This window comes from Acinetobacter sp. 8I-beige (genome assembly GCF_902505955.1).
In the GTDB taxonomy this organism is placed as follows: Bacteria; Pseudomonadota; Gammaproteobacteria; order Pseudomonadales; family Moraxellaceae; genus Acinetobacter; species Acinetobacter johnsonii.
This window is the reverse complement of record NZ_LR732790.1, coordinates 1,723,934-1,738,105: the sequence shown is the minus strand read 5'-3', so window position 1 is coordinate 1,738,105 and position 14,172 is coordinate 1,723,934. Positions and strand designations below refer to the sequence as shown.

14 protein-coding genes are annotated in these 14,172 nt (G+C 42.8%); 10 read left to right on the top strand and 4 right to left on the bottom strand.

The window, feature by feature from the left end; all coding sequences use genetic code 11:
- Nucleotides 1–40 precede the first annotated feature (40 nt).
- From GVX98_RS08290 to GVX98_RS08255, 8 genes are all read left to right on the top strand, one after another.
- Nucleotides 41–1,696 (top strand): AMP-binding protein, encoded by a 1,656-nt coding sequence (locus GVX98_RS08290; RefSeq protein WP_004980739.1) that lies wholly within the window; start codon nt 41–43, stop codon nt 1,694–1,696.
- A 126-nt stretch (nt 1,697–1,822) separates the two neighbouring features.
- The gene (locus GVX98_RS08285; RefSeq protein ID WP_035326884.1) at nt 1,823–2,947 is read left to right on the top strand and encodes an acyl-CoA dehydrogenase family protein; all 1,125 of its coding nucleotides are present in this window, start codon (nt 1,823–1,825) and stop codon (nt 2,945–2,947) included.
- A 93-nt stretch (nt 2,948–3,040) separates the two neighbouring features.
- Entirely contained in the window at nt 3,041–3,844 is an 804-nt protein-coding gene (locus GVX98_RS08280) for an enoyl-CoA hydratase (protein ID WP_004980735.1), read from the top strand.
- Nucleotides 3,845–3,853: 9 nt separating this feature from the next.
- Nucleotides 3,854–4,918: an enoyl-CoA hydratase/isomerase family protein gene (locus tag GVX98_RS08275; RefSeq protein ID WP_171503337.1), complete on the top strand. Its 1,065-nt coding sequence runs from the start codon at nt 3,854–3,856 to the stop codon at nt 4,916–4,918.
- A gap of 648 nt (nt 4,919–5,566) precedes the next feature.
- Complete coding sequence (locus GVX98_RS08270; RefSeq protein WP_159127785.1) at nt 5,567–6,112, top strand: ATP/GTP-binding protein; 546 nt, start codon at nt 5,567–5,569, stop codon at nt 6,110–6,112.
- A gap of 9 nt (nt 6,113–6,121) precedes the next feature.
- A complete protein-coding gene (locus tag GVX98_RS08265) occupies nt 6,122–6,538 on the top strand; it encodes a roadblock/LC7 domain-containing protein (RefSeq protein ID WP_004980730.1) in 417 nt (138 codons plus the stop codon).
- A gap of 83 nt (nt 6,539–6,621) precedes the next feature.
- A complete protein-coding gene (locus GVX98_RS08260; protein WP_228716277.1) occupies nt 6,622–7,614 on the top strand; it encodes a hypothetical protein in 993 nt (330 codons plus the stop codon).
- Between the two features lie 39 nt (nt 7,615–7,653).
- The gene (locus GVX98_RS08255; protein ID WP_004693972.1) at nt 7,654–8,010 is read left to right on the top strand and encodes a hypothetical protein; all 357 of its coding nucleotides are present in this window, start codon (nt 7,654–7,656) and stop codon (nt 8,008–8,010) included.
- 50 nt (nt 8,011–8,060) lie between these two features.
- On the opposite strand, the gene GVX98_RS08250 is transcribed toward GVX98_RS08255, so the two are convergent.
- From GVX98_RS08250 to GVX98_RS08240, 3 genes are all read right to left on the bottom strand, one after another.
- Nucleotides 8,061–8,933, bottom strand: a complete 873-nt coding sequence (locus GVX98_RS08250) for a histone deacetylase (RefSeq protein ID WP_159127783.1) — start codon at nt 8,931–8,933, stop codon at nt 8,061–8,063.
- A 4-nt stretch (nt 8,934–8,937) separates the two neighbouring features.
- A complete protein-coding gene (locus GVX98_RS08245; RefSeq protein WP_159127782.1) occupies nt 8,938–9,900 on the bottom strand; it encodes a hypothetical protein in 963 nt (320 codons plus the stop codon).
- Nucleotides 9,901–10,073: 173 nt separating this feature from the next.
- On the bottom strand, nt 10,074–10,706 hold the full coding sequence (locus tag GVX98_RS08240; protein WP_228716276.1) for an AraC family transcriptional regulator: 633 nt from the start codon (nt 10,704–10,706) through the stop codon (nt 10,074–10,076).
- A 117-nt stretch (nt 10,707–10,823) separates the two neighbouring features.
- On the opposite strand from GVX98_RS08240, the gene GVX98_RS08235 reads away from it, so the two are divergent.
- Nucleotides 10,824–11,891: a 4-phosphoerythronate dehydrogenase gene (locus GVX98_RS08235; protein ID WP_159127781.1), complete on the top strand. Its 1,068-nt coding sequence runs from the start codon at nt 10,824–10,826 to the stop codon at nt 11,889–11,891.
- Nucleotides 11,888–12,871 carry an EF-P lysine aminoacylase EpmA gene (epmA, locus tag GVX98_RS08230; protein ID WP_159127780.1) on the top strand — a complete coding sequence of 328 codons (984 nt, stop codon included), beginning with the start codon at nt 11,888–11,890 and terminating at the stop codon, nt 12,869–12,871. The genes GVX98_RS08235 and epmA overlap by 4 nt, the downstream gene beginning before the upstream one ends.
- 52 nt (nt 12,872–12,923) lie before the next feature.
- Here the strand turns inward: epmA and GVX98_RS08225 are convergent, their stop codons facing one another.
- Complete coding sequence (locus GVX98_RS08225) at nt 12,924–14,147, bottom strand: multifunctional CCA addition/repair protein (protein WP_159127779.1); 1,224 nt, start codon at nt 14,145–14,147, stop codon at nt 12,924–12,926.
- Nucleotides 14,148–14,172: the final 25 nt, after the last annotated feature.

Below are 14,172 nucleotides of genomic sequence, written 5' to 3'. Positions count from 1 at the left end.
CCTTGTCGTGAATAACAAAAAATGTGACTGAGGTGAAAGGATGACTTCAAATTATCAACAAGCGCAGCAAAGCTTTGATTTACAGCAGGCTGCGCAACGGTTTCTATCAGGTTCAGTCGATGTGCTGAATGCGTGTTATGAGTGCTGTGATCGGCATGCTTTGCCGGGGCAGATTGCTTTGTTTTGGCAGGGTAAAGATGGTCGTAAAGAGCAATATACTTTTCGAGAGTTACAACAACGTGCCAGTCAGTTTGCCAACTTTTTAAAGTCGCAAGGGGTAAGCAAAGGTGATCGTGTTTCGGGTTTATTGCCACGCACGCCTGAGCTGATTATTACCATTTTAGCGGCATGGCGAATCGGTGCAGTCTATCAACCTTTATTTACTGCGTTTGGCCCGAAAGCCATTGAGCACCGTTTACAACTGGCTCAGAGTAAGTTGGTGGTCACTGATGTGGGTAATCGTGACAAATTGCAAGAAGTAGAAGGCTGCCCTGCAATTGTGACGGTCACGGGAGCCAAAGGCACAGGACTGTATCAGGGGGATTATAGTTTCTGGGCAGAGGTCAATCGCCAATCTGATCAATGCGAATTGGTGATGATGAACATCCAAGATCCGTTCTTGTTGATGTTCACTTCAGGCACAACAGGCCCTGCTAAACCCTTGCAAGTTCCACTCAAAGCGCTGATTGCATTTGGTGCCTATATGCAAGATGCGATTGGTTTAAGAGCTGAAGATTCGTTTTGGAATATTGCTGATCCGGGTTGGGCCTATGGATTGTATTACGGCATTACTGGCCCGCTCTTATTGGGTCATCCAACCATTTTTTATGAAGGCGCATTTACTGCAGATAGCTTATGTCAAATTGTCCAAGACTATGGCGTGAATAATTTGGCAGGTGCACCCACAGCCTACCGCATGATGATGGCGGCTGATCCGAAGCAAATGGCAAAATTGCACGGCAAATTCCGTGTCGTTAGCAGTGCAGGTGAGCCATTGAATCCTGAAGTGTTTCGCTGGTTCAAACAAGTGTTAGATGCCCCGATCTTTGATCATTATGGCCAAACCGAAGTTGGGATGGTGGTGTGTAATCACCATGCGCTGGAACATGAGGTTCGCGCAGGTTCGGCAGGTTTTGCCAGTCCCGGCTATCGTGTTGTCGCTTTGGATGAACAAGGTCAGGAGTTAGGTGCCGATAGCCCGGGAATTTTAGCGGTGGATATTAGCCAATCTCCGATGATGTGGTTTGGCGGCTATCAAGAAAGTCGTAAATCACCCTTTATTGGACATTATTATTTAACGGGTGATACCGCTGAAATACATACTGATGGCAGCATGAGTTTTGTCGGGCGCAGTGATGATGTGATTACCACTTCAGGCTATCGCGTAGGTCCCTTTGATGTGGAAAGTGCATTGCTAGAGCATGATGCAGTGATTGAAGCCGCTGTGATTGGTGTGCCTGATCCTGAGCGTACAGAAGTCATTAAAGCTTTTGTGATTTTATCTGGTGAAAGTGCAGCCAGTACTGAACTCGAAAATGAACTGAGCCAATTTGTGAAAAAACGCTTATCTGCCCATGCCTATCCGCGTTTGATTGAGTTTGTGACTGAACTTCCAAAAACACCAAGTGGGAAGATTCAACGCTTTTTACTGCGCAATCAGGAAATTGCTAAACAACAAACTGCGGCTACTGTTTAAATTGAAGAGATTGTAAGGAAAGGATTTATGCAATTCACTGAGGAACACGTCCTGAGTCAGGACAAGGCGAAAAGTTTTGCCCAAGAACAGATGAAACCGAATACCAGTGAGTGGGATCGACAAGGTATGTTTTTTGAAGAACAAGTCTTGATTCAGGATATGGCAAAAAGCTTTGCCCAAGAACAAATTAAACCCTATGCCAGTGAGTGGGACCGACAGGGGACTTTTCCTGCCCAAGCCTTACAGCAAATGGGGCAATTGGGTTTTATGGGTATGTTGGTGCCTGAAGAATGGGGTGGTTCGGCAACTGGCAACTTGGCCTATGTACTGGCGCTAGAAGAAATTGCGGCTGCCGATGGTGCGACATCGGCCATTATGAGTGTACATAATTCAGTCGGTTGCGTGCCGATTTTGAAATTTGGTACTGAGGAGCAAAAGCAGCAATTTCTCGTGCCTTTAGCCAAAGGGGAAATGATTGGCGCTTTTGCACTGACTGAACCACATACCGGTTCTGATGCCGCAGCCATTAAAACCCGCGCCGTGAAAGATGGTGACCATTATATCATCAATGGTGCCAAGCAATTTATTACTTCAGGGCACAATGCAGGCGTGATTATCGTGTTTGCTGTGACCGATCCGAGCGCTGGGAAAAAAGGCATGAGTGCTTTTTTAGTCCCGCGTAATACGCCGGGTTATGAAGTGATTCGGGTCGAAGAAAAATTGGGTTTACATGCCTCTGACACCTGCCAAATTGCCTTGACTGATGTGCGTGTGCACAAAAGTCTGTTATTGGGCAAAGAAGGCGAAGGCTTAAAAATTGCCTTGTCGAATCTGGAAGGTGGACGTATTGGCATTGCCGCACAGGCTGTTGGATTGGCGCGTGCCGCTTTGGAGGAAGCGACGCGTTATGCCAAAGAGCGTGTAGCTTTTGGGAAGCCCATTTTCGAGCAGCAAGCGGTGTCGTTCCGACTGGCCAGTATGGCAACAGAAATTGCCGCGGCACGACAGTTGGTACATCAGGCGGCACGTTTAAAAGAAGCGGGTCAACCGTGTTTGACTGAAGCTTCGATGGCGAAATTATTTGCCTCTGAAATGACCGAGCGGGTTTGTTCAAATGCCTTACAAATCTTTGGGGGTTACGGCTATCTGAAAGATTTCCCGATTGAGCGGATTTATCGTGATGCCCGAATTTGTCAGATTTACGAAGGCACCAGTGATATTCAACGCTTAGTGATTGCCCGTAGTTTATAAAGCCAATATCGAAAAAACTGACCCTTGCACATGTGAGTGATCACGAGATTTTAAAGGTATGTGTGCATTGGTCTATACAGAAAGGATTGCAACATGCAGTGGGAAAAAACATTCATCGAAGATTTACAGTGGGACACGATTCTAGTTGAAAAGCGTAAAGGCGTCGGGGTGATTACCTTGAACCGTCCTCAAGCGTTAAATGCCTTGAATAGTCAACTGATTGCTGAAATTAACCAAGCCTTAGACCAGTTTGAACGCGATGCTGAAATTGGCTGTATGGTGTTGGCGGGTTCGGAAAAAGCCTTTGCCGCGGGTGCCGATATTAAAGAAATGGCCGAGCTGAATTTCCCGAATATCTATTTTGATGATTTTTTCCATTTGGCAGATCGAATTGCGCAGCGTCGTAAACCATTAATCGCTGCGGTAAGTGGTTATGCATTGGGGGGCGGTTGTGAATTGGCATTGATGTGCGATTTTATCTATTGCGCTGAGAATGCCAAATTTGGTTTGCCTGAGGTGACACTCGGTGTGATTCCAGGTATTGGCGGAACACAGCGTTTAACGTTGGCATTGGGTAAAGCCAAAGCTATGGAGATGTGTTTAACCGCACGGCAAATGGGCGCAGTTGAGGCAGAGCAAAGTGGTTTAGTGGCGCGTGTGCTACCGAAAGAAGAATTATTGGTCTATACCTTAGAGGCTGCGGAAAAAATTGCGCAACGATCCCTCACTGCCACCATGATGATTAAAGAAAGCATTAATCGTGCTTTTGAAGTGAGTTTAAGTGAAGGATTACGCTTTGAGCGTCGTACTTTCCATTCCATCTTTGCAACAGCTGACCAGAAAGAAGGCATGAAAGCCTTTGTGGAAAAGCGACCAGCCCAATTTAAAAATCAATAAATAAGGAGTCTGCGCATGGAAAATAATTTACACATCAGCCTCCAAGGACATTTGGGTGTGATTACGCTAGATCGCGCGAGTCATCTGAATGCACTGTCCTTAAGTATGATTCATGGCATTAGCCAGCAGCTAGAACTGTGGCGCGAGGACGAACAAGTTCAAGCCATCTTGATTAACTCCAATAGCCCGAAAGCCTTTTGTGCAGGCGGGGATATTCGCTTCCTATATGACAGTTATCAAAATGGAACTGCCAATTATCAGCGCTATTTTGCCGATGAATATCACATGCTAAAAAGCCTGCGCCAATATGCGAAACCTGTATTGGTGTTTTTAGATGGCTATGTTTTGGGTGGTGGTTTTGGTTTGGCACAAGCTTGCCAGATTATTGTTAGCAGTGAAAGATCACGTTTTGCCATGCCAGAAACCGCGATTGGCTTTTTCCCCGATGTGGGCGCAACCCATTTTCTGTCTCGTTTAGACGATATCGGTGTGTACATGGCTGTTACGGGTGAACAGATTAGTAGTAGTGATGCTTTGCACTTAGATTTAATCGATTATTTAGTACCGAGTGAACAGTTACAGCAGTTACAAACAGAACTGGGACATGCCGCGCAATTAACCCAACAATCTATTGAACAGACCATTGCACGTTATTTAAAAGAACCTGCGCCTAGTGAATTAAAACAGTATGAAGATGCGATTCGCCAGCATTTTTCTCATGCTGAATTGGCTCAAATTGAAGACAGCCTTGCCAATACATTAGATAGTGATTATATGGATTGGGCTGAAAAGATCTTAGCAAACTTACAACAGCGTTCTTTGTTAGCCAAGCAAATCAGCCTAAAACTTCAGCATGTAGGGCGCGGGCTATCGTTAGAACAGTGCATGCAGTTGGAGCGCGATTTACAAGATATTTGGTTTGAGCAGGGTGACATGCTTGAAGGTGTCCGTGCCTTGCTGATTGATAAAGACAAGCAGCCGAAATGGCAACTTGAAAACCCTGAACTGATGCAGAGGTTTGAAGAACTTTTGCCAGCGTCAAGACAACAGCGTCAGGCGAGTGTGCAAGTGTAAGTTTGCTTTCAATCAGCACCGAAAATCCTCCAAGGCTTTGGAGGATTTTTTTATGATGAGAACGTTAGTGAGATAAATGCATCGAATAACTGAAGCCTCTTCAAAGCTCATCGTGATTACAGCTCTGTGAGCTTTACCAGTTTAATTTCGTAATGAAAATAAGCCACTAGAAAAAACTTATCCTTTATTCGAATAAGCCAAAGCTTACAGTTCCAGCCTCAATAAAGAATCAAAATCGACACGTAACCTTTCGTTTAAATCAGTTCATGACGTTTGGATACAGAAATTAAGCGAAGAAACCATCGGCTAAACATAGGAAAACGTGAAGTTTCTTGTTTTGTTGATTGGAAAAAATCTTTCAAATGTATTTTTTGATCTAAGTTATAGATTGAATTTTGCTTGGTAAAAAATGCCAATCACGCCCTAACTGAGTATGATTCTTATTATTTAATTTAAATAACAAGAAAAGACAGATACTTAAGCAAAGTTAAATAGTATACTTTTGTATAAAAAAGCTCAAAAGTTATACAAAAAGTAGGGAGATATGTAAGTGGATTTTACTAAATAGTTTAAAATCTGATGTTTTTTGTCAATAAAATTAAATATAATGTGACGTATTAGGCATTTTATTGTTCTTGGGACTTCTTGATGATACTACAGCAATACAAAATTGTTTTCGGGGGAACCATGGGGGCAGGAAAATCTGCTGCCATTCAAGCATTGTCTGATATTCCTGTCGTGACGACAGAAGCAGTAAACACTGATACTGCAGCGCACCATAAATTTTTGACGACTGTGGGTATTGATTACGGTGAAATTAGCCTTGAAGACGGTACGCAGATAGGCCTGTACGGTACTCCAGGCCAAGATCGTTTTGATTTTATGTGGTCTATTGTCTGCAAGGGTGCAATAGGAATCGTGATCTTAATCGATGATAGCCAAGCAGATCGTTTAAAGGATTTAGAGTTTTATTTAAAAGCATTTGAGCAGTATGGGTCAAATGTAGTGGTTGGCATTACGCATTTAGATCAAGAAGATCAGCATAAGCTCAAAATTTACCGTGATTGGATGCAGATCCATCAAAAACAATTTCCGCTGTTTGCCATTGATGCGCGTGAACAAGATGATGTTTTACTGATGATTGAAACACTAATTGCAACAATAGAAATACAAGCTGAATCTGCAGTTGCATAGGTAGGATAAATGAATAGTTCACGTGAAATTCCGCAAGCACTGATTGAGTCTGCGCATATCGAGTTACAACGTTTTTTAAATACCGTTACAGGCATCGACTTTGTGATGTTGTGCTCATCGGATGGTTTTGAGCTTGCTTTGGCTTCAAAGAAAAATATCGACAATACAGGAAAAATTGCAGCAGTTAGCAGCTCCATCTTGGCTATGGTGAATGCATTTATTACAGAAATTCAATTGATGGGCTGCCAAACCATTACCCTTGATGCGGACACTGGCAAAGTCTTTTTAACGGCTGTCAACCATCCACTGCATCCTATGGTCATGGTGGCTGTCACTAACACAGATATTTTGATGGGGCAGATGCTTTATTACTACAAAGAGTTAAGTGCACGATTAAGCAGTGCGCCGCTCAGTCTTGCATCATAATAAATTCTATATTTTTTGATTTTTAATTATATCAATCGGCGTGATGCTGTGATTTAAAGGGTGAGGTTGTCGTGGGTTTAGGCATGAAAAACGTATTAAATATTGCAGTATTTGGTTTAAGTTTAAATTCGTTAGAGCAAATAAAAGAACAAATTTTACTGTCTTTACCTGAAAATTTGAATGTGAGATGGGTCAATCTTGCTGAGCAAAAAATAGATTTATTGCTGGTCAATGATGTGTTTTTTAATTCACCTGGCATTCAAAAGTTGCTGACTATTCAAAACATTGTGTATTTGCGTCTGGTCAAAAAGGTTGAAAATGCAGGGCGCATTGTCGGAGATCAATTGTTCTACCCATTTTCGAACATAGAACATTTGCACGATTGGTTATTTAGAAAAGTATTGTCACAACATGAACTAACCGAACCTGTGAAGTCAACGCTTGAAGTCATTATGCCTGTTCAATCTGTTATGCCTACAGTGCTGAACCCAGTGATGACCACGGAACAGGTTTTTAGTGAAATTTTTACACCACGTAATGGCTATATTCAGTTGTTCGATGCCCGTGGTTTTCTCGCTTTAGTTGATACGCGGACCGAACGTGTTTGGATAGAGCCGAATAAAGAAATTCAGTTTAATGAGACCTTGAACCAAACGTATGCAACTGCACAGTTGGTCCAAGATATGATCAAAGATAAAGACGTTTATGACCTAAGAATTTGGCTATGGAAAGTGGTGAATGCTTCACCTGCGATTCAGTTACCGCAAGTCAGCTTGAATCAGAACTTTAAGCTTGAAATATGGCCTCAGTTTGAAAAAGATTTACAACGTCGTGACTTCTTGAAGATGGCAACCTGCTTTTCACAAGGCGCACAAATTGATCAAGTAAAACAGGCCTTAAATTTAAGTAATGAAAGGGTATTGAATTTTGTAGCATGTGCTGTTCTACTGCAATTAGGTCGGTTTATCGATCAAAATCAAGTGACGTATCAGGCAGATACACAACAAGTAGAAACAGGACAAATGAATAAATTACGCGGTTTTATTGGAAAGTTGCGTAAGAAACTAGGTCTTTAAATTTTTTGGGGTAACCCTATAACTAGAGGTAAAAATAAGATGGCACGTGTTAGTTTAGATACGTTAACAGGGATTGATGGTTTTGTTGCTGCTGCACTGGTAGACAGTGATAGTGGCTTAGCACTTGCGACTCAGGGGAGTGGTGTAGACTTAGAATTAGCAGCAGCAGGTAATACTGAGGTTGTGCGTTCTAAGCGTAAAGTTGCGAAAGCATTACAATTAAACGATAACATTGAAGATATTTTGATTACTTTGGGTAAGCAATATCATTTGATTCGTCCGCTTGATAGCAATGAAACATTGTTTTTATATTTGGTACTTGACCGTACCAAGTCTAACTTAGCGATGGCGCGCTATGAGTTAAAAGGCTTTGAGAAAGAGCTTGATTTCTCTTAATTAAACAGCCGAGCTATCCATGCCAGTGTATGTCAATATGCTGGCATTTTTTATTCGGCATAGTAAGTTTTATAAGCAGTTTGAAACGTTCCCACATGAAGCTTGACGAGTTCTGGTAGTGCTTGATAGCCGCCAGCTAAAACAAACATCAACGGCAGTTGATGCTTTTTGGCCAAGCGAAACACAATTTCATCTCGTTTTTCAATCAGTTCTGTGCTGAACCATGATGACCCGCAAGGATCATCTTGATGGCAGTCCATTCCCGCCTGAAAGATAATTAAATTAGCGTTCCAGTCTAGGGCACGTTGAAAAGCTTGATGGATTGCTAAAATGTATTGGCTGAAGTTCCCTTGATGTTTGTGTACATGATAGGTTTCTGAACGTTCGTAGGTCGGACAGCCAAAGGCCAGCCCATAGATACTATAATTAAAAAAGTTGTCAAAGCGGCGGGTAAATTCTGCCGTACCATTACCGCCATGCTGATCACAGTCCAGCACGAAAATACGTTTATCTGGAAACTGTTGTGCGACCAAGGCCAGCCCGTTAAAGGTACAAAAAGACCCACCATGTTCGTAAACCGCATGATGGAAGCCTTGTGCGATATTAGCCGAAATTTGATGTTTGAATGCCAATTCTGCTGCAAGAACTTGCCCTGCATTAATCTGATAAACCGCATCACGCAGTTGAGTATTCCAAGGCTTAAAACCTTGGAAAGTGGCTAGCTTTTCAGGGAAGCCTGTATCAAAAGCATCGACATATTTTGGATCATGCAGTTGTTTTAAAATATCTATGGAGAGCTTTTCAGGGCGGTGGAACTGCGCGATACCAAGTAAATCTAAAGCATCGGCCACAGCGCTCAGTTTTTCCATACTGTTGGTATGGGTCTGAGCATAATAATCTGGTGAGTAGCAAACCTGTAGCATGCATTTAGTTCCGTATTTGCGCGGTCGCGACATCAACCAATTGTTGTAGGCGTGTAGTTCCCGGACTAAATAAACCATTTTCAACTTGCTGCTGATAATGCGTTGTAAAAGCACGTGCACGATTTTCAGGAGAAATAGCTAAAGTCGTGAGTCTTAAAAACCAAAAGCCGTTGATCTCAGAATAGGGGATCACATAGCCTTTATATTGCTGGTTTTGAGTTTTGTTTTGAATGGCTGTGCGATCATAGTTGACTGAGAACAATGAACCCGCAGGCAAACACACCCCATTCATCAGGATCGGTTTTAGGCTAATACAGGAATGATCATCTCCCATATTGAGTTTTTCCAGCAATAAGGGCTGCTGTTGTTCATCGACAAATATATTGAGTTCGCCCTGTCTTAAGACGCGGCCATGGGCAATTTTGAGAAAGAAATTTTCAGCCATGGGGCAAGAACCGACTTTCGGTTTTTCACCCAAGGCTTTGAGCTCAACCAAACCCGTTTTTGCTGTGCTTTGCGGGAGAATAATATCGGCAATCAGTTGACACAGAATTTGAGTTTCTTCCAGTTGCGCTTGTGCGGTGATACTGCGTAATTGTAGTTGTAACTGCCGCTGACGTTGCACTTGCTGAGCAAATTCAGAGCTGTTTTCGGTTGCGAGCAGCGGTTGAATTTGCTCATTCAAATCTAAATTATGCCAATCTGAAATCATGTACTGCGATTGCTCTAACAATACTTTTAAGGTCTTGGTTTCGTATTGGTCAAACAGTTTTAAGTCGGCAAAATCTTGGCTGAGTCTGGGGCTGTTAATATAGTCCGCTAAAACACGTGTCGCCTGCGTATAGCCGCAACCGCGACGTTCCGTTTGGTGGGAGAAATGCTCATTTAACATTTCGGTGAGTTTGCTTGAAAGCGGGTGAACGTGTTGTTTAAAAAGTTGAATAATTTCGTGATCAGTTTCGCGCATCCTTGCCCCAAAAAATAAATTTAAAATCTGTTTTATTATACAGTTATATATCAAATTACTATTGATATTGAAATAAAAACCAGCAGGGATTACGACATTTATTTTGGCAGGATAATCATTGTTTCATTCGTTATGAACTCTTTTGAAAGCATCCTTTATTGAGGCTAAAAAGGTCAGCTTATCGTCGGCGTGGAATTCAGCCGATACATCTGTGGTGTGGTACCTAATTCAGCTTTAAATGTCCTACAAAAATTCGCTGCCGTGGAGTAGCCCAGCTCAAAACTAATTTCGGTGATGCTTTTGTTGGTGTGCATCAGCAGGTGCTCAGCACGGCTTAAAATGACCTGCTTACGAATGGTATTAAAATTGGCATTCTGCTTTTTTAAATAGCGCTGCAGGGTTTTACTTGAGACGTTCAACATTTGAGCACAGTCTTCAAAACTTGGCGGGGGAGATGCTTCGCGGAGCATCATGCTGATCCAGTCAATAATCTCTCCATCTAAACTGATTTGTTTCAGTTGTTCGCGGCACTGTTGTTCCAAAATGTTCAATGAAAATGCATCTGCTTTGGGGAGTTTCGTGTCTAAATTATCCGCTTGAATAAAGATTTTAATGCTAGGACGAATGAGTGTACCAAAGTGAAATTGAGCGGGCTTGAGTTGCTGTAAAGCTTGTACATAATTCGGTTGAAACACGGATAAATGAATGTCATAGGGTTTAACGTTTTGGTTGAGCAATTCAGCAAAACTGCTGCAAAAACCCACGGCAATGGCTTCTAAATGAAAATTCAATGTGAGCGTGCTCATGGCTTTTCACCATGAAGATGAAACATCGTGACTGTTTATTCAGATGTATTGCAGAGCAACATAGTGTTGCGCTTGTGCAACGGTTATCATAGAGCCAACAAAGCGTTGGAAGACATTATGAAAATCGTGGCAGATGAAAATCTCGCATTTACCGATTATTTTTTTGCCGAATTTGGTGAAATTGAGCACAAAGCAGGGCGTACTTTAACGCATGCCGATGTTGTAGATGCCAAAGCACTGTTGGTGCGTTCTGTGACGCAAGTCAATCCAGCATTAATCAATAACACCACACTTCAATATGTAGGTAGTGCAACCATTGGTACAGACCATTTAGATATTGAAGCCATTGAGAAACAGAATATTAAATGGGCGAATGCTGCAGGTTGTAATGCGCAGGCGGTGGCTGAATATGTGATTACAGCTTTACTTCATTTGAATCCAGCATTGCTGAACGCTGAAGAAAGTTTTACTTTGGGCATTATTGGCCTAGGAAATGTCGGTTCTCGCTTAGCTTATATGGCTAAACTCTTGGGTTGGAATGTGATTGGTCATGACCCTTTTGTACAGCAAGATGCGATTCAGCAGGTCGATTTAAATACGTTGTTGCGTACTGCCGATGCAATTTCATTGCATGTGCCTTTAACCAAAACAGGATCACATCCAACCTACCATTTGTTCAACGCCGAAGCTTTCGCTGCGATGAAAACGACAGCAATATTGATTAATTCTGCGCGTGGACCTGTGATTGAAGAGCAAGCTTTATTGGCCGACATCGAAAAAACGCAGCGCAAAGTGGTACTAGATGTCTTTGAGCATGAGCCTGTGATTTCTGAACAAGTGTTGAAAGCCGTAAGTGTGGTGACACCACATATCGCAGGCTATAGTTTAGAAGGCAAGGCGCGTGGTACACAAATGATCTACGAGGCTTTTTGTAAAACTTTCCAGTTTGAGGCACATAAAAGCTTCGAGTCACAGTTACCTGTGTGCGCGCAGTATTTTGAAGGGCAAGATTTGAAATCTGCACTTCAACAGCATTTAAATGAAATCTACCCGATTGCACGGGATGACCAAGCCTTACGTGCATGCTTAAAAGAGGGGATGATCGATCAAAAAGCCTTTGATTATTTAAGAAAAACTTATCCATTACGCCGTGAATGGGCTGCACACGGAGGGCCGAAGGCATGAGTCAGGACGTGATCCATTATCAGCCAACCTGTGACTTAAAAGCCATGCGTGCTCGCGCGCAAATGTACAGCCAAATTCGCCAGTTTTTTGATGAACGTGAAGTGCTTGAGGTTGAAACCCCGATTTTATCTCAAGCTGGTGTGACCGATGTGCATTTGGCTTCGGTTCAAGCGCAGCGCCATGTCCAAGGTAAGCAACAAACACATTATTTGCAGACCTCACCTGAGTTTGCCATGAAGCGTTTATTGGCCAGTGGTAGTGGGCCGATTTATCAAATCTGTAAAGTTTTCCGTGATGATGAACATGGTCGTAAACACAATAGTGAATTTACCATGCTGGAATGGTATAGACCGAATTTCAGTTTGAAGGATTTGATGTTTGAAGTGACAGATTTATTGAATGTCACATTAAAGCAGCGTTTTGGTGAAGTTCGCCCTACCATTTTGAGCTATAAGCATGCGTTTATGGATCGCTTGGATTTGAATCCACTGCAAGCCAGTTTGAAAGAGTTAAAAGACTGTTGTAATCGCGTAGGTTTAAATTTGGACTTGGGCGATGACCGACTGGGCTATATCGATTTACTGTTTTCACATTTTGTAGAGCCAAGTCTAGGTTTTGATACGCCCGTATTTCTGACCGATTTTCCGCCAGAGTTGGCCTCGCTTGCCAAAACTAAAACGGATGAAGACGGTGAATGGGTTGCAGCACGTTTTGAGCTGTATATTGAAGGTTTGGAACTCGCCAACGCTTATGATGAGTTGATCGACGCAGAGGTATTGCGTTCGCGTTTTGAAGCCGATAATGCTGAACGTGAAAAATTAGGCTTACATGTGATGCCAATTGATGAGTTTTTATTGGCTGCTTTGCCTCAAATGACGGCATGTGCAGGTATTGCGTTAGGTGTGGATCGTTTGTTAATGATTGCAACAGAACACATGCAGTTGGAAAAAGTAATTACCTTTCCTGCATCCATTTCTTAAGTGAAATTAAATAAAGCGCCGATTGTGGCGCTTTATTTGAGTTTATGAAGGTTTAACTGTATTGAGCCTTTAACTCTCCAATCGCGTGTATTCGACGTTCAATCAGCATTTCACCAATATCAGGGCCTTTAATATCTGCAGGTAGGTCTTGCGCTTTGATATTTCGCACAACATCCATCACCTTTAAAATATATGCAGATTGTGGGTATTCACGGTCTTCAAGCCCTAAACGACCACGTGAGTCGCATTCACAGGCCTGTACAAAGGCTTCAACCCGTTCTGGGCGGCGTAGTACATCTAAGCGTTGCAGTAAGCGCCATAAAGTACCTGGTTTTAAGGTTAGAGCTTGATGACATTTCAAATGTTCTTTACAGACCGTAATTGCGAGCTGCTTCATCTGCGTTGGAACTTTTAGACGCTCACACACTTCTGTCACAGGTTTGACCCCACGTTCTTCATGCATGATATGACGCGGTAGCTCGTCCACAGGTGTCAAAGCTTTGCCTAAGTCATGCACTAAAACAGCAAAACGAACATCCAGTGCGTAGTTGGCACGACATGCTTGCTGCAATGACATCATGGTATGAATACCACAGTCAATTTCTGGGTGATACTCAGGGCGCTGTGGAATACCATAAAGTGCCGCGATTTCTGGAAAAAGTACTTTTAAAGCACCACAGCGACGTAGTACTTCAAAGTATTCATCGGCATGATCTTCCATCAGAGCACGAGAGGTTTCTTTCCAAACGCGTTCAGGGGTCAGCGCCTCAAGTTCACCCGAGTCTGCGAGTTGTTGCATCAGTGCCAAAGTTTCTTCAGCCACCGTAAATCCTAGGGTTTTATAACGTGCAGCAAATCGTGCAACTCGGAGGACGCGTAACGGGTCTTCTACGAAAGCATCAGAAACATGACGTAAAACACGGAGCTCTAAGTCGCGCTGGCCGCCATAGGGGTCATACAGTGTGCCTTCATCATCCATGGCAATGGCATTGATGGTAAGGTCACGTCGAATTAAATCTTGTTCTAAGGTAACGGTAGTGTCGGTATAAAACTCAAAGCCATGATAACCATGCCCTGACTTACGTTCGGTGCGGGCAAGTGCATATTCATCTTTGGTTTCAGGATGTAAAAAAACAGGAAAATCTTTACCTACAGGTTGGAAACCTTGGGCAAGCAGTTGTTCAGGCGTTGCACCGACAACTACATAATCTTTTTCGTGATAGGGGTGACCCAGAAGCTGATCTCGGACCGCACCGCCTACTAAATAAACTTGCATGAAAAAACCTCTATTCTTGCAGCCA